Origin of the sequence: Brucella cytisi (assembly GCF_038433355.1) — a bacterium.
In the GTDB taxonomy this organism is placed as follows: domain Bacteria; phylum Pseudomonadota; class Alphaproteobacteria; order Rhizobiales; family Rhizobiaceae; genus Brucella; species Brucella cytisi.
Genome location: NZ_JBCAUP010000028.1, coordinates 36,289 through 52,669 on the forward strand (window position 1 = coordinate 36,289; position 16,381 = coordinate 52,669).

A 16,381-nucleotide genomic window follows, 5' to 3' on the forward strand; every position below is an offset into this window, starting at 1 on the left:
TCCCATAGATGTTGACGCCGTGCTCTCCCAAGCCCGGCAGTGAAATGCGTTACCTTTTGAGATCGATCAGAATTTTGAGCTGCGTACCCGCCGGGTCGAGCAAACGGTCGAAACCTTCGGCAACAGCGTTCTCCAACGCGATTGTCCTGGTAACGATCTTTTTTGCCGGAATCTGGCCGCTCGCAATCAGCCTTGCGACGCGCGGCCAGTAATGGGTGGGATAGGCCCACGAGCCGCGAATATCGATATCCTTGAACGTGACATCGAACCAGTTGAGCGGGTTTTCATGTGGGTGAAGGCCGGTCTGTACCACAACGCCCTGTTTGCGGACGGCATCGGTACAGTTCTTCAACGCATGTTCATTGCCAACGCATTCGATGGCCACATCACAGCCGACATTGCCTTCCGTCTCGGCACGGACTACATCGCCAACATTTTCAGACTTCGGGTTGATGGTGCGAATATCAACCAGCTTTTCGCGCGCAAGCTGCAAGCGTGTCTCGTTGAGATCAGAAAGGAATATCTGCGACGCGCCCGCAGCCCGCGCAGCCATCGCCACCAGAATGCCGATGGGACCGGCGCCCGTGACAAGCACGCTGTTGCCAGCCGTCACGTCGCCACGGTCGCAGGCGTAAACCGCAACTGCTGTCGGTTCGATCAGCGCCGCCTCTTCATCGCTGAGATCGTCGGGGATGGGCTGGACATTATAGCTGTTGAGCAAAGCCTGTTCGGCCATGCCACCCGAATGCCAGGACAGCCCCGCCAAAGCCAGACTGGTGCTTAAGTGATAAAGCCCGCGATCGGCAAAATAGTCGCCTGCCCTTGGCATGATGAGCGGTTGGACCGACACGCGGTCGCCGACTTTCACGCGGCGAACATCAGCCCCTACGGCTTTGACCACGCCGCCAAATTCATGGCCCAAAATCTGAGGACCACTTGCCTTGGTGAAGGGATGCGGTTCAGCCGGAATGAAAATCGGACCATAGGCATATTCGTGCAGATCGGTACCGCAGATGCCGCAAAAGCGGTTTTCAATCAGAACCTGATCTGCGCCAGGATCGACTGGTGCCGGCACGTCTTCAACGCGCAGATCCCTGGCAGCATAAAAGCGCAACGCACGCATATATTTCTCCTCCATTTGCCTCACTGGAGGAAAAGCAAGCCGCATGCCAGTTGCGGCTTATGTTCTAAGCCTTTGTTTGGTCTTCATTATATTTGGGGCAAGAATTTATCCTGAACCAATGCAACAGGATTTATGCAACAGCTGTTGCAACAGTTGCGCCGTCAGCGTATCTGCTTCAAACGACGATGGATTGTCGACCGATTGACGCCAAGTTTTCGCGCCAGCGCGGAAATATTGTTGCCACACGCATCAAGCTCACGGCGCAAGGCTTGCTGGTCAGTACGGCCATTTCCCGCCGCAGTTTCAGCCTGAAAATGTTCGGGCAGACAGTCGGTGGTGATTGTTGCATCTGTTGCAATTGCGGCTGCAACGCGCAACGTATTGTTGAGTTCGCGCAAATTTCCCGGCCAGCCGTAGGGCAACAGCGCTTTTCTCGCGGCACGATCAAGTGTGATGGTCTCGCCTTCTTCTTCTCCGATGCGGCGCAAAAGATGATCGACCAGATTGTCGAAATCCTGTCTCTGTCGCAACGACGGCAGGGTCAGTGTTGCGGCATTGAGCCGATAGAGCAGATCTTCGCGAAAACGCCCTTCGGCTGCCAGCGCGGCCAGATCGCGATGCGATGCCGACAGAAGCCGGAATCTGACCGGTTTCGGCTTCAAAGCACCGACAGGCTGGATTTCGCTTTCCGAAAGAACCCGCAGCAAGCGGCTTTGCAGCGCTAGCGGCATGTCGCCGATCTCGTCCAGAAACAACGTACCGCCATTGGCCGCCTCGATAAGTCCGGTCTTTCCCTTCTGCATCGCGCCGGTGAAAGCGCCGGGAACATAGCCGAACAATTCGGATTCGATCAGTTGTTCCGGTATTGCCGCGCAATTGACGGCGATGAAGGGGCCGGGTTTGGCGTTGCTGTCGTGAATGGCGCGCGCCAGATATTCCTTGCCGCTGCCGGTTTCGCCTTTGATGAGAATGGGGATATGCCGGTCCGCCAGTTTGGCCGCACGGGCCTGAAGCGCCTCCATGGCGGGGTCACCGAAACTCAACTGACGCAAGGCAGCCGGCAACCGCACGGATATGCTGGTCGCAGGTGCGCGGAAACTGCTGACGGGCGCAATGGCGCTTGCGAACAGTGCCAGACCATTGCGCGCCCGGAGCAGGCGCTCGCCATTGGGCCGTCCGCGCATTAGCGCCGGAAGCTGATCAATATCAATATCGAAGACGCTGGAGATCGGTTTCCCGATGAAGTCCCTGGTGGAGATCGTGCTCAGGTTCATGCCGCGGGCGACAGCACCAAAACCGCCATGCGTCATGCCAGTGATCGTGCCGCTGCCGTCAATCGTAATCGCTGCATCGGGATCGACATCGAGAAAATCCGGCAACCGTGCCAGACGCAAAACCCAGTCCTCGCGGGCCCTGGTCATCAGATTGGCAAGCTCGATCCGCCGCGCTGTTGAAGCGACCAGATGAAGTGCCAGCTGCTGGCTTGCTTTCGAAGTCGGTGAGCGCAGTTGCGAAATATCGAGCACCGCCGACAGATCGCCAAACGTATCAAAAATGGGCGCTGCCGTGCAGGTCAAACCGATATGGCAGGCGTCGAAATGGTCATCCTGATGGATGATGACAGGTTGGCTCGAAACCATGCAGGCCCCGACGGCGCATGTTCCCGCACGATCTTCCGACCATTCCGATCCGAGATAGAGGCCAGCCTTGCGCAGCTGATTGTCGAATGTGGGGTCGCCCATGAATTCCACCGTGACGCCACGCGCATCCGACAACAGCAGGACATAGCTTTGATCGGCGACTTGTCTGAACAGCGCTTCGAGACCGGTGCGCCCGATGCGAATGAGTTCTTCCGACTGCTCGCGATGCTCCCGCAGCAATGTGTCAGGCACGATATAGGCTTCCTGCGTCTGAGCAGGATTAAGCCGATAATCATTGAGGCACCGCAACCAGGATTGAATCACAGGCAGATCACGACCTGTCGTCCCGCCCATGGCGACGCGTTCAATCTCCCTGATGTGCGACAGTGTCGACACCATGAGCTTCCTCCTCTGCCTAGAAGCTGGCATAAAAGGCGTGTGGACTCAAGTACGCCGATCGTCTCCAGCAGAGGTTACGTCGCAAAATTTCGTCTTGAAAAAATGCAGCCAACACTCCTGAGCCTCGATGGAGCTCGACGTTCTTCGATCGCTTTGCAGGCGAATGTTGCACTCCGGATATCAGTTGTTCGAGAGGGTGTCTTCGCCGACCGTTTTCATGAACATACCAAGCCCGGCGACACAGAGGGTTAGAACCACATAGGCGACAATCCAGTTCAATTTGTCCGGGCGTGCTACGGCTGAAGCCAAAAGCACCGGAAGGAAGAGTTTGGCAAAGCCGATATGGCCGTTTCCGCATTCTATCAAGAGGCGGGCACAGGGGTTCTGTGAGCCACGTTCTAATCCTTTGCGTTGTGAACATCCGAACCGGATTGGACCTGCAACGCTGACACAGCTCGGGCAATCAATGAGCGAAACTGTTCCGCCACATCGGTATTTGCTGGACTGTAGACCATCATGTTGAGATCGGAGCGGCCTTCGACCGCGAAGGTCGAGAATTCCAGATCGATCCGTCCGAGGATCGGGTGGTAAAGACTCTTTACGCCTTCGCGCGTGGTCGTGATTTCATTGTCATCCCACATCGCCTTGAATTCGGGGCTGCTGGCCGAAAGTTCTTCGACCAGTTGCCGAATTTCCACGCCCGCCCCGGCGCGTGCGGCGTCGGCCCGGAACGCGCCGACGACATAACGCGCGACGGTGCGCCAGTCGTCTTGCGCGGCGCGCATGCGCTCATCGGAGAACATCATGCGAAGAACGTTGCGCTTCTCTTTTGGCAGTTTGGCATAGTCCGTCAGTATCACGGCAGCTGCCTTGTTCCACGCCACCACGTCCCATGTTGCCGTCCTGATGATGGCAGGGCTGAAGGGCATGGCGTCCAGTACGTGCTGCAGCCGGGGCGTGATGCCATCGTGCTGGCGGTAACGCGGCTCGGGAGGATGTCCGAAAGCGAGAATATGGAGATGATCACGCTCGGGCTCGGTCAGCATCAGCCCCTTTGCGATGCGATCGAGCACGTGGCCGGAAGGCGACCCACCCCGCCCCTGCTCCAGCCACGTGTACCAGGTAGGGCTTATATTGGCGAGCAGCGCGACCTCCTCGCGCCGCAAGCCCGGCGTTCGGCGGCGCCCCGGCTGAAACCCGAATGACGCCGGTTCAAGGCGCATGCGGCGATCACGCAGGAATGTGCCGAGAGCATTTTCGGTGACGCTGTCGCTCATGCGATCCTGTTGGCAATTATACTAGGATAAAGTCACTACTTTAACAGGACAATTTTCCATGAGATTATCCGGCACGTCAATACATGGAGATTTCATATGCGTGTTTTTCTGACAGGTGCCACCGGGTTCATCGGGTCCAGGGTCCTCCGCGATTTGCTGGTCGCAGGCCATGAGGTGATCGGCCTCACCCGTTCCGATGCCGGAGCGAAAGCACTGGCAAGCGCCGGTGCATCCGCTCATTTCGGGACTCTTGAGGATTCCGCAGGCCTGGCTAAAGGAGCCGAGAATGCCGACGCCGTCGTCCACACGGCGTTTGACCATGACTTCTCGAATTTCGCGGCAAATTGCGAGAAGGATCACCGCGTTATCGGCGCGCTCGGGTCTGTTCTGAAGGGATCCGACCGGCCGCTGCTTATCACATCAGGCGTCGGCATCGGTGATCCGGGCAATGGCGAACCGGCTCGAGAGGATGTGTTCGACGCCGGTCATTTCAACCCGCGCATAGCCTCGGAACTGGCCGGGCAGGAACAACTCGCGGCGGGTGTCAATCTTGGTGTCGTACGACTTCCGCAAGTACATGACACCCTCAAACAGGGGCTCATTTCGCCATATATCGCAATGGCGCGCGAAAAAGGTGTTGTCGCCTATGTTGGTGAGGGCGCCAATCGCTGGGCCGCAGGTCATGTGAACGATGTGGCAAGGCTTTACGTGCTGGCGCTCGCGCGCGCCGAACCTGGCGCGCGCTACCATGCTGTTGCCGAAGAAGGCGTTGTCGCGCGCGAGATCGCCGAGGTTGTCGCCAGCGGACTTGGGCTTCCCGCCGCCTCCCTCTCGAAAGAAGAAGCGCAAGCCCATTTCGGTTGGTTCGCCATGTTCGCCACGACCGACATGACGGCTTCGAGCACGCTGACGCGGCAGAAGCTGGGTTGGCAGCCGACTGGTCCCAGCTTGCTCACTGACCTCAAAAACATGGACTATTCGGTGATGCAGGTCTGAATTCGGAAATACTGACTACGACCGGAGTACAAAGACGGACCGCGCACGAGCGATGAACCTGGAGCGTGGCAAGATCTGCCAGAATGTCAGACCGCCGGGCCGCTTCATCACCAGGCATATGCGGGTCGGCCTCATAGCCATGGCTACGACGGTGTCTCGCAGTTCAATCGCGAATATGCGCGCAGGTTCGAACGTTCGCCCAAAAAAGGATGCTTTGGCGATGCGGGACGAACGATCACAGCCGCCAGCTGCCATGATCTGACGGCAATTGGGCTGGCAGCTCCCGGATCACCCAGGCGTGGACTGAAGCAAGCAGGCGACGAGGATCCTGCTGGCTTCACACCGGGGACACCATTCACCATGGGCATCCTCAGGCCACAAGCGGCCTCCGTTTGGCGCAGGATCGAGGCCGCAGGTGGGACGTCGCGTTTCCTCCGCCCCAGGGCCATACCCTGGAAAATCGCAAGCGAACCATCAGCGCCTCTCTGGGATCTCATCGGCAGCCTTACCGACATCTTCCACCCCAAGACTACGCAAACGACTTCAGTTCATGCGGGTATGACCTGGAATGATCGAAATCCACTCTATCTTCGTGAAATCCACGTCAGGAAGGACTCGGGTTTCCCGCTATCCGTCCGCGCCTTTTCGATCAACGGCCTGAGGGTGCTTTTGACGAATTCTTCCATTGTGGTGCGAAGCGCCGGACGATCAGCCATGAGCTTTACACGCCCGTCGTTGAGAGCGGCCGCGGTGTTTCTGTCATAGACCCACCGATCAAGCGTTCCGGTCCTCTCCCGGAATTCCGTTTCGATCTTCCTGTCGTCTGGATCGACGAAGCGATAGTTCACTTCCCTGCTGAGAGCTCGACCGACCATCGTGGCGATCTCCGACATCGTGTAATCGACGCCGAGTTGCTTCACGGATCGGTGCTGGTCGGTCGGCGTGTCGAACTCCTTCGCCGCAAAATTCGCGATGTCCTCAATGGCAACCCAGGGAGTTTTGACGTTGGGCTTAAGCGTCCAGCCGATCGAGTGGTAGTGCCCTATCGCGTCGACCCACCTCGACAGGTCCTGCATGAACCACCCAGCTTGCAGGTGCACCAGTTTGATGTTGCGCAGCCGGTTGAGGACCTGGTCAAGGATATGGAAGCCCTGGAAATGGCAGGTATTTCCACTGACCTCGGATCCCATTCCGGTCAGGTTCACGGCCAGTTTCACAGAGGAATCCCGAAGTGCATCGAAAAACCGAAGCGCTACCGTAGGATAGTGCCCATGGAAGTCCTCCGATCCCCAAAGGGTTTTGACCATCAGGAACGCAGCGTCGGCGTCTTCGAAGAACGTGTTAAGATCACCGGTACCGGTGTCGAAGCTGCCAATGAATGGTTCTGCTCCTTTCGCGACAAGTGCATCGAGGGCGGGCCCTCCTCTCGAAAGAGCTTTGACGGAATGGCCTTTGGCCAAAACGTTTTCGGTAAGTCTGGCGCCGATCCTGCCGGTCGCACCAACCACGGCAATACGGATGGTTTATCTCCTGGAGTTGTTAGGCCAGGATCCTAGAGGATTGCGTTGCGAACAAAATTGGAGATAATGCCATATGATCTCTAAATTGGGTCAATTTTCGAATGAGCGACCTCCCTGCAGTACTGCTATCGATCTAAGCCTCCCGCATGGGCCAGCGATGGCGATCAGTGTGGACTTCGCCGAACATGAAGCCGAGGGACACGAGCATCAGCACCGACAGGGTCAACTGGTCCTGGCGCTGCACGGTGCAGTTACCTGCAGAGCGGAAAAGGAAGTCTGGATCGTTCCGCCAAACTGTGGAGTCTGGATCCCAGGCGGCGTTCCTCACAGCAACCAGGTCACGTCCAACGCTCGTATAACATACCTGTTTGTAGAACCACACGCGGCCATGCTTCCGGCTGAATGCTGCACTCTTTCGGTATCGCCGATGCTTCGGGAAATGATCCTCCAGCTAGCGGAAATATCACAGGATGACAGGGACGACGCTCATGTTGGTCGCCTCATGCGGGTCATGCTGGATGAACTCGCGCTTATGCCGCGGGAGAGGCTGGAGCTACCTGTATCCAACCATCCAAAGATTGCCTCGATCACTGCAGCCCTTTTGGCGGCCCCTGGCGACCGCCGAACCCTCGACCAATGGGCTGAGCATGTCGCCATCAGTGAGCGAACTTTAAAGAGGCTTATGTGTTTGGTTGCGGAACATCATTGGGATGAGGTAGGATGGGCTATTGCTGAAAATGCCTGGCGTTTCAAAACCATGATTAATGAGGCCCTGTGATGATGCAAATCCATCCTCAAGCGCGAACGACCCCTGCGGTGCGGGCAGAAATTGCCCGATCAACGGAGCCGACAAGTGTCATCGCCAGGCGCTATGGCATCAGCGATGAAACAGTGCGCAAATGGCGCAAACGGGGAGAGCATGCTGTCGAGGATCGCTCGAGCCGTCCAAAGCGTTTGCCATGGCGCGTAACGGAGGAAGAGCGCGCCATCATCTGCGCGGTGCGACGCGCGACCGGCTTTCCACTGGATGACCTGACTTTCGTCCTTCGCCACTTTCTGCCGCATCTCAACCGCGACAACATCTATCGTGTCCTGAAGGCTGAAGGTCTGAACAGGCGTCCAGCAAAACCATCAACCCTTCCGACCAAAGGACAGGGCCGCTTTCGCGAATATGATCTGGGCTACGTCCATATCGACGTCAAACATTTACCGAAGCTGCGGACCGCAGATGGAGAGATACGCAAGCGCTATCTTTATGTTGCAATCGATCGCTGTTCGCGCTTCGTACATCTGGCCGTTTACAATGCTGAAAATGCAGCCAATGCGGTTGCCTTCCTGAGCCAGACACGAAAGGCGTTTCCCTTCCGCATCACGCATGTGCTCACCGATCGCGGATCATGCTTCACCGCCGATGCCTTCGAAGAAGCCTGCGCAAAACTCAAAGTCATCCGCCGTACGACAAAGCCATATACGCCCCAGACTAACGGCATGGTGGAACGCTTTAACGGTCGTGTCGCGAGCGAGGTTCTCGGGATTAATGTTGCCGATCATCTTGATCTTGAGACCCTGCTCGTCGGCTTCAACCATGCCTATAATCGACGAAGACAGCGGGTTCTTTCGGGAGTGTCGCCCGTCGACAAAGTAAAGCAACATATTGAGAAGAACGCTCGCCTCGCCAACCCTGTTTACAAACCCGCAATTGACGACGAACTCATGGCCAAAGTAGATGATGTGCTTTATTATGCCAATGAGGTCTCACAACCAGACAGCGGTCGCGTTGCGGGAGGTTGGTCGTGTTGAGCGCACTCTCTTTATAACAGAATGGATTCTCGATACCGATATGCAACGCCGTGCGCAGATCGGCCTCAACAAAGGTGAGGCTCATCACGCCCTGAAAACGCCCTGCGCATTGGACGCCAAGGGGAAATCCGCGATCGAACCACGGAAGGTCAGCATTACCGGATCGCCGGGCTGAATTTGCTTACGGCAATCATCATCTACTGGAATACCGCACATCTCGAGCGTGCCATCGAAAATCGACGGAATGAAGGGCTCGACGTTCCACCGGAGCTGCTGGCGCATACCTCCCCGCTCGGGTGGGCGCATATCCTTCTGACCGGAGAATATCTTTGGCCCATTGGTGAAAAAGCTTAGGGTGTCATTCCGCCCTCAGCCGGAACTGACCCCTTTTTTGATGCCTCCATAAGCCACGGAGGAGGCGGTGATTACGAGCCTTCTGCCGATTGCGACGATAACGGCTTGTGGGATTGCCGCGTTTTTTGATTCGTTGTGTGGCAGATTTCACAACACAGATTGATACGCACTGGGCACGCAGCCCGGTGCACAAACAGGCTCAATACCCGCCGCCCTTCGGCGCAAACTTAAGGTTAATTGGTATTATTTTGCTGTCCCACAGCACCGGAGCGCCTGACTCAGCTTGACCGCATAAGGCGACAAGCGGACAGTCACCTGATATCCAGCCAAGAAACCAACTGTCGTTAAAGCATTCGCTACGCTTTGAAAAGGTATGAACCGCTGCCCCCGCAATGGGCGATCCGCTGATAGTTAAATAAGAACAAGATGCTCTTCCGCACACAAGGCGGAAGAGGCTCTATGTCTTGCCACCTGATATAGTTGGCGCCAAGGCCATTGTTCTCGTCATTACTGAAAGTAGCATGACCAGGAGATCAATCCCTCTTAAGGACTGAATTAAATCCGTACCTTGGTGCCCGATTGCGCAACACGGCTACTACGTCTGCGAATACCTTGTTTCTCACCTCTGAATAAGACTGCTTGGAATAATGTGCAGCATGTGGAGAAAGAAGGAGGTTTTCCACGCTCAGAAGCGGGTTGTCCATCCCTACCGGTTCCTGAACCAGCGTATCAATGCCGGCGCCAGACAGATGTGCCGATTGGAGTGCTTCAGCCAACGCTACTTCATCCACAAGGCCGCCGCGGGAAACGTTGACTAGGATCGCACCCTTCTTCATTCGTGCAAGCACGTCTCGTGAGATGATATTCTGTGTTTCAGGCGTGGCGGGAACATGAAGCGAAACAATATCGGATTGAGTTATCACTTCCTCGAACGTGGCTGCGTCCACACCGGTCGCAGCAATGCGCTCCGCAGCCATATAGGGATCGTAAGCGATGATCCTATACCCGAATGCTGAGGCCTTGCGTGCCGTCATACGACCGATTTGACCAAAACCGATCAAACCGAGCGTTTGATGCGATGGCCGAACAATCCCCTCGCCGTCAACCATAGCCTGCCATCGCCCTTCACGCACTGCGGTGTCGTAGCGCTTCAGCCGACGAGCGAGAGCCAACATCATTGCCACGGCGTGAGTGCTGACCTCGTCCAGATTGGAGTCTGGCACATAAGTGACCTGCACTCCTGCCCGTGTACAGGCCTCGACATCAATGGAATCGAGTCCTACACCAAAACGACCGATAACTTTGAGTTTTGGTAGCGCCTTCAAAACACGCTCAGTCACCGGTTCCCGCAAGATCATCAACGCATCTGCGTCGTGGCATTCCTCAATCAGCTCGTCTTCATTGAGAAGTGTTTTTTCTATGAAGGCCGCATCGAGCTCTGCAAGATAGGCATGTTGTTCCGGCTCAACGGCGAGAACGCCATCACACTTGACGATCTTCATGCAGATTTCCTTTCCGTTTCAGTGAGCGCGGCTCGCGCTTGCGATATGCCTCCAGCCATTGCAGCGCCGAGAAACATCGTATCGCTTGCGAGCAGGTAGAACGAGATTCCTTTCCCGTACCAAGCGGCTATGTCGCTTGTATCCGGGCGGAAAATGCCTACGGCTTTGTTCGCAGAAATTGCTGTTCTTGTGATCTTTTCAATCGCAGCAACAAGCTTTTCGCGACCATTTGGTCCCATCGCATCGATGGAAACGGACAGGTCTCCGGGGCCAATGAAAATCACATCGACGCCATCAACTTCTGAGATCTCTTCGATATTGGCCAGACCTTCAGCCGTTTCGACCTGGATCGCCAAAGCGATGCCATCGTTTGCTGCGGTTAGATAGTCTGGAATACGATAGCCATAAGCCGCGGCGCGACCAGGTCCAACCCCTCGAGCGCCGATCGGCGGATAGCGCGTTGCCTGAACTGCGGCCCGTGCCTGGTGAGCCGTTGATACGCGCGGCACAAGAACACCTTGCGCACCGGCATCAAGCACAGCCGCAATCGCTTCCGGTGCATGGCCCGGTACCCGGACCATAGCCGGCACAGCGTGAACATCGCAAGCCCGGATCAGATCCTCAATACGCTCGCGACTGATCTGCGAATGTTCCCAGTCTATGCAGACGAAATCAAGCCCGGTGGCAGCCGTCACTTCGACCGCGACAGGATGGGGGATAGCGGAAAACGTTCCCATCAGCGGTGAGCGTGCCTTGCAGCGAGCACGAAAACTTTCCATGAATCCATTCCTTTTAAATGCGTTAGAAGACTGAAATTTCTTTCCTTCCACGCAGTTTTAGCGGGCAGCAACAAGTAGCGCCTCACGCCGCCGTGCAAGACGGATGTTCACGAAACTCATGAGCCCTCCCGACAGAAGAAAAGCAGCCGCGACGAAAAGCGCATATTCATAATTACCGGTCGTATCGCGAATGATCCCGAACAGGTAGGGACCGGTGAATCCACCGAGATTTCCAAGTGAGTTCGCCAGTGCCATCGCGGCCGCCGCGGCAGCGCCTGATACAGCAGGCCGCGGCAGCGCCCAATAGGCGCTCCCGCCAGCATAAATGCCCGCCGCAACACAACAGAACGCGAACATCGAAATCAGCGGATTTGTCGTCAGAGCGCCGATCACAAATCCCAGCGCCCCAAGAGCACAGGGGATGAGCACGTAAAACAGGCGATCATCCGTATATTTCGTGTAACGGCTCCAGAAATAGATCGCGAGCGCGGCTGCTATATAGGGGACAGCCACCACCCAGCCCACCATCGAAGTCTGAACACCCAGTTCACGAACGATTTGTGGAAGCCACATGTTAAGTGCATAGCCAGTTGTCAGGATAAGAAAATACTGGAACGCGAGCGCAAGTGTAGGCAAATCCATCAACGCAGACAGTGGCGAGGCATGCTTTGCGGCAGAATTGCCTTCCGCCTGCAACTGCGCGCGCAATACGCTTTTCTGGTCATTGTTGAGAAATTTCGCGTCTTCGATGCGATCAGGCAGTTTGAGAAAGACGATAACGCCGAGGATGATGGCAGGTATACCCTCGATTACAAACATCAAGCGCCAGTCAAAGGCTTCGATCAACGCTGTGGAAAGCGGTGCACCGACCGCATTTGCAACAGGGCCGAAGGCGAAAAAGATTGCTGTTGCCCTGCCAATTTCGCGTTTCGTGTACCACTGGTTCATATAATAGACGACACCGGGAACAAAACCGGCCTCTGCAAGCCCCAGTAGGAAACGGATCGCATAGAAGGAATAGGGGCCTTGCACCAAAGCCATGCACATGGACAGAATGCCCCACGTGACCATGATACGCGCTATCCATCGGCGCGCGCCGACCTTCTGCAAAATCAGATTGCTCGGAATCTCGAATACGAAGTAGCCGAGAAAGAAAATACCTGCGCCAAAACCGTAAGCGGCCGCGGAAAGACCTATTTCCGCATTCATTGTCAGCGACGCGAACCCGACGTTAACGCGGTCCAAAATTGACACGAAAAAGCTAATCCCGAGCAGCGGCATTATGTTGCGTGTCACTTGTCGAGCGATATGTTCATCCATAATTTCTCCTCCATGGGAATCAATTTTCCCCTAAGTTCCCGATATTAAAGTGTCGGCACTTTTTGTTTTTTTGTCGACACATATAGAAAAGATGGAGCCATGTCTAATAAATTTACGCCCTCAGACGAGCACAACGATCAGCAAGGACGTACTGGTGACATGGTGCAGATCTTGGTCGCCAGTTTGCGAGGAAAAATTCTAAGCGGGGAACTGCCAGCCGGGCAGAGGATACGCGAATCGAGCATAGCATCAGAGCTCAGCGTCAGTCGTGCAACGCTACGTGAGGCCCTCAGGCTAATCGAGAGGGGTGGATTGATCGAGAAATCACCCAACCGTTCCTATATCGTTGTGAGCTTCAATGAACGAGATATTTTTGAACTGGCCACCTTGCGTACGGCTCTTGAGGTCATGGGAGCCCGTTTAGCGCTTCAAAGAAGTTATACATCTTCCGCTTTAGCGGCGACCATACCTGCTATCGCATTGGCTGCAGAGAACCGCGATCTCAAGGCGCTGGCGGCGGCGGACCGTCGCTTTCATGAGATATTGATCGAATGCGCTGATCACAGGCGTCTTCTGGAATCGTATCATGCATTACAGGATCAGATTGAACTGGCCATGCTGAATGTCCAGAAACATGAACTGAATATTGCGGGAATAGCAGACCGGCACGCACGGTTAGTTGCACTTGCCACAAACCCGGACAAATTTGTTGAAGAGCTCTCTCGACACATCCGCGAGGGCATGGGCGTTAGCGATATATCGGTATTGATTTGATTCACACGGTATCATTTCATACAAATCTCGGGGGTGGTGAACTGATTGCCAGTCAATAACGTGTCTTCGTAGCCATCCAGTGCGCAATCCCATGATGTTAACGTGGCACCGCCTCTTAAAGAGTGCTGTACAGATACTGCGCGGTAAACAGATCGAGATGCCCGCCGCCAACATTTTTGTAGACGGTGATCTGGCGGTCGTCGCTGCGGCCTGGATGTTTTGCCTGACATAGCTCAATCAGATCAGCTTCGATCTGCTCACGGTTGATCAGACCGGTGGCGAGCGGAATTCCGAGTTCACCCGAACCATCACAGCAATGGCGCGTATCGACAAATACCCGTTCGGCGCGGCGGAACACGTCATCGTCGGCTTCTCGCATGTCTGGCATATAGGCGCCGATCAGATCAACATGAGCGCCCTCTTTCAGGAGTTTTCCCTTCACCAGCGGACTGGTCGACATGGTGACACACGATATCACGTCCGCCTTCGAGACTGTGTTATCGAGATCCTCCACGGCAACGATGTTGACGCCAGCAATGTCAATTCGGCTGGCAAGTTTTTCCGCTCTGTCGAAGTTGCGGTTCCAGACAAAGACTTGACCGATCGACGGTCGGCTGGCGCAATGAGCCTGCACCACATGGGGCGCTAGCCCCCCGGCACCAACCACCAGCAAGGTACGGGCGTCCTTGCGCGCCAGCAGGCTGGCGCCAAGTGCCGAATCTGCCGCCGTCTTCTTGAAGGTTTCAATGGCGCCGTCGCAGACCATCAGTGCTTCGCCGGTCTGACCGCTGAATAGTGTTACCGTGCCCTGGATCGAAGGTTGGGCCACAGGAAGTTTGACATTCGCAGGGAAAACCCCGACCAGCTTGACGGCAACGGCCTCGCCTTCGAGCCACGCTACCAGGGATACGAACTGGTTGTCAGCACTTTGCCGGTCCCGCAGTACGGTAGTGTCGCATTGCGGTCGTTTGCCGCTCGCGTGCGCTTGACGCAAGGCTTCGATCAATCCCGGATAATCGAGCGCGGCATCGGTTTGATGTGCATTGAGAGTTATCATCATTCGTTCCTGTCAGGCCACGCGCGTCAGAAAACTTTTGGTACGCGGATGTTGTGGATTGCCCATCACCTTTTTAGGCGGGCCGGATTCAACAATCACGCCACCATCCATGAAAATCAGATGGTCGGCGACTTCGCGAGCGAAGTTCATTTCATGCGTGACGACAATCATGGTCACGCCATCTTCGGCCAACTGGCGCATCACCGCCAGAACCTCACCGACCAGTTCCGGATCAAGAGCTGATGTGGGTTCATCAAAAAGCATCAGCCGAGGCTGCATCGCCAATGAACGGGCAATCGCCACGCGTTGCTGCTGCCCACCGGAGAGCTGGTCGGGATAATAATTGGCGCGCTCGGTAAGGCCGACTTTTTCCAGCAGCTTCATCGCCGCAGCGGTGGCCGACTGGCGGCCTATCTTGCGTACGATCATAGGCGCCTCGATGATGTTTTCCACCACGGTCTTATGGGGGAAGAGATGGAAGCCCTGGAACACCATGCCCATTTTCTGGCGCTGGCGCGCCAGTTCGTTGAAGGACATCGTATAAAGCCGCTCACCCTGCCAACGCATGCCGATCGGCTCGCCTTCCAGCAACACGGCTCCGGAATCCGGCACTTCGAGATAGTTCAGGCAGCGCAGCAATGTGCTTTTGCCGGAACCGGATGGGCCGACAATGCAGGTCACGTCCCCCTTTTCCACCGTCATGTCGATGCCGTCGAGCACCCGGTGATTGCCAAAAGATTTGGTCAGTCTTTCCACCTGCAGCAGTGGCAAGCTCGCGGACGTTTCATTCATTTTTGATATCCAAGCGCAAATTTGAAGGGCAGCAGTCTGGACAGGAATGACGCGGAACGGGTGATCTGCCGGGATTTCAGACGGTTCTCGATATGGTGTTCGATGATAGTCAGGGCGGTTGACAGGATGAGGTACCAGATCGTAGCCACGATCAGCAGCGGAATGGTCTGATATGTGCGCGAATAAATCATTTGCGCCGAATAGAGCAAATCGGGCAAGGCAAGCACGCTGACCAGCGACGTGAATTTCAGCATTGAAATGGTGTCATTGCCGATCGGCGGAATGATAATGCGGATTGCCTGCGGCAGCACGATGCGCTTCATGATCTGAAACCGCGTCATGCCAAGTGTCGCGGCGGCCTCGGTCTGGCCCGGATTGATCGCCTGGATGCCAGCGCGGATGGTTTCGGCGGCATAGGCGCTTTCTGTAAAGGACAGGCCAAGCAGTGCTGCACTCATCGGCGTGATCAGCGTGTTCATGTCCCAAGACCACAAGGTCGGCCCGAACGGAATGCCAATGGTCAGATTGGGAACCAGAAGCGCCAGATTGTACCAGAAAATCAGCTGGACCAAAGGCGGAACGCCGCGAAAGAACCATATCCACAGCCAGCTTGCCCATTGCAGCACCGGATTGGCCGAAAGGCGCATCACGGCCAGTATGATGCCGATTGCAAAACCGAAGATCATTGCGGCAAAAGTCAGGAACAGCGTGCGCGCCAAGCCAGCGAGAATGTCGGGATGAAACATGTAGCGCACAACAATGTTCCATTGCAGGTTCTCATTGGTCGCCAGCATATTGACAAAACTCAATGCGATCAGAATGAGCACGGCGCCGGTGATCCATCGAGACGGATGGCGCACGGGTATCGGTTTGACACTATGTATATCCGGCCGGTGCGCGACCGTCTTTGCTGTTCTTGCCATGATTTACTCCAGACTACCGTATCGTGTTTAGCGAAATTCGTATTCGAACTCACCAAACCGGCCGGCCCGTGATCCGGGCTGGCCCTTGCGTAATGGACCGCGGCTGTATTCGCACCGCCGCCGGC

General features: G+C 55.8%; 14 protein-coding genes and 1 pseudogene. 5 read left to right on the forward strand and 10 right to left on the reverse strand.

The genetic code is table 11. The annotated features are described in order from the left end of the window. Positions 1-49: 49 nt before the first annotated feature. The 3 genes from AAE521_RS21890 to AAE521_RS21900 all read right to left on the reverse strand — a co-directional run bounded on the left by AAE521_RS21890 (position 50) and on the right by AAE521_RS21900 (position 4,439). A complete protein-coding gene (locus tag AAE521_RS21890; protein WP_342062447.1) occupies positions 50-1,123 on the reverse strand; it encodes a 2,3-butanediol dehydrogenase in 1,074 nt (357 codons plus the stop codon). Positions 1,124-1,284: 161 nt separating this feature from the next. Beyond that, the gene (locus AAE521_RS21895; RefSeq protein WP_342062448.1) at positions 1,285-3,162 is read right to left on the reverse strand and encodes a sigma-54-dependent Fis family transcriptional regulator; all 1,878 of its coding nucleotides are present in this window, start codon (positions 3,160-3,162) and stop codon (positions 1,285-1,287) included. 398 nt (positions 3,163-3,560) lie between these two features. Beyond that, entirely contained in the window at positions 3,561-4,439 is an 879-nt protein-coding gene (locus AAE521_RS21900) for a helix-turn-helix transcriptional regulator (protein WP_342062449.1), read from the reverse strand. A gap of 96 nt (positions 4,440-4,535) precedes the next feature. Between AAE521_RS21900 and AAE521_RS21905 the strand changes: the two genes are divergently transcribed. Next, entirely contained in the window at positions 4,536-5,435 is a 900-nt protein-coding gene (locus AAE521_RS21905; protein WP_342062450.1) for an SDR family oxidoreductase, read from the forward strand. Positions 5,436-6,019: 584 nt separating this feature from the next. Here AAE521_RS21905 and AAE521_RS21910 read toward each other — a convergent pair. Continuing rightward, complete coding sequence (locus AAE521_RS21910; RefSeq protein WP_374864496.1) at positions 6,020-6,955, reverse strand: NmrA family NAD(P)-binding protein; 936 nt, start codon at positions 6,953-6,955, stop codon at positions 6,020-6,022. Positions 6,956-7,112: 157 nt separating this feature from the next. Here AAE521_RS21910 and AAE521_RS21915 point away from each other — a divergent pair, with 157 nt between their 5' ends. From AAE521_RS21915 to AAE521_RS21925, 3 genes and pseudogenes are all read left to right on the forward strand, one after another. Then, the gene (locus AAE521_RS21915; RefSeq protein WP_374864488.1) at positions 7,113-7,733 is read left to right on the forward strand and encodes an AraC family ligand binding domain-containing protein; all 621 of its coding nucleotides are present in this window, start codon (positions 7,113-7,115) and stop codon (positions 7,731-7,733) included. Then, complete coding sequence (locus AAE521_RS21920) at positions 7,733-8,755, forward strand: IS481 family transposase (RefSeq protein WP_342062452.1); 1,023 nt, start codon at positions 7,733-7,735, stop codon at positions 8,753-8,755. Before AAE521_RS21915 ends, AAE521_RS21920 begins: the two co-directional genes overlap by 1 nt. After that, positions 8,715-9,109, forward strand: a pseudogene (locus AAE521_RS21925) (Tn3 family transposase); the annotation flags it as partial. The gene AAE521_RS21920 and the pseudogene AAE521_RS21925, both read left to right, overlap by 41 nt. 533 nt (positions 9,110-9,642) lie before the next feature. Here AAE521_RS21925 and AAE521_RS21930 read toward each other — a convergent pair. From AAE521_RS21930 to AAE521_RS21940, 3 genes are read right to left on the reverse strand one after another with little or no spacing between them, the layout of a single operon-like run. Beyond that, complete coding sequence (locus AAE521_RS21930) at positions 9,643-10,611, reverse strand: C-terminal binding protein (protein WP_342062453.1); 969 nt, start codon at positions 10,609-10,611, stop codon at positions 9,643-9,645. Further along, positions 10,608-11,390, reverse strand: coding sequence for an HpcH/HpaI aldolase family protein (locus tag AAE521_RS21935; protein WP_342062454.1), 783 nt, complete (start codon positions 11,388-11,390; stop codon positions 10,608-10,610). Before AAE521_RS21935 ends, AAE521_RS21930 begins: the two co-directional genes overlap by 4 nt. A gap of 57 nt (positions 11,391-11,447) precedes the next feature. Further along, positions 11,448-12,710 carry an MFS transporter gene (locus AAE521_RS21940; protein ID WP_342062455.1) on the reverse strand — a complete coding sequence of 421 codons (1,263 nt, stop codon included), beginning with the start codon at positions 12,708-12,710 and terminating at the stop codon, positions 11,448-11,450. Positions 12,711-12,809: 99 nt separating this feature from the next. Between AAE521_RS21940 and AAE521_RS21945 the strand changes: the two genes are divergently transcribed. After that, positions 12,810-13,484 (forward strand): GntR family transcriptional regulator, encoded by a 675-nt coding sequence (locus tag AAE521_RS21945; RefSeq protein ID WP_342062456.1) that lies wholly within the window; start codon positions 12,810-12,812, stop codon positions 13,482-13,484. A gap of 115 nt (positions 13,485-13,599) precedes the next feature. Here AAE521_RS21945 and AAE521_RS21950 read toward each other — a convergent pair whose 3' ends face one another. Genes AAE521_RS21950 through AAE521_RS21960 form a run of 3 tightly spaced genes read right to left on the reverse strand, consistent with a single transcriptional unit; the run spans position 13,600 to position 16,256 of the window. Then, complete coding sequence (locus tag AAE521_RS21950; RefSeq protein WP_342062457.1) at positions 13,600-14,541, reverse strand: ornithine cyclodeaminase; 942 nt, start codon at positions 14,539-14,541, stop codon at positions 13,600-13,602. A gap of 12 nt (positions 14,542-14,553) precedes the next feature. Further along, a complete protein-coding gene (locus AAE521_RS21955) occupies positions 14,554-15,333 on the reverse strand; it encodes an amino acid ABC transporter ATP-binding protein (RefSeq protein ID WP_342062458.1) in 780 nt (259 codons plus the stop codon). Further along, a complete protein-coding gene (locus AAE521_RS21960) occupies positions 15,330-16,256 on the reverse strand; it encodes an amino acid ABC transporter permease (protein ID WP_342062459.1) in 927 nt (308 codons plus the stop codon). Before AAE521_RS21960 ends, AAE521_RS21955 begins: the two co-directional genes overlap by 4 nt. Positions 16,257-16,381 lie beyond the last annotated feature (125 nt).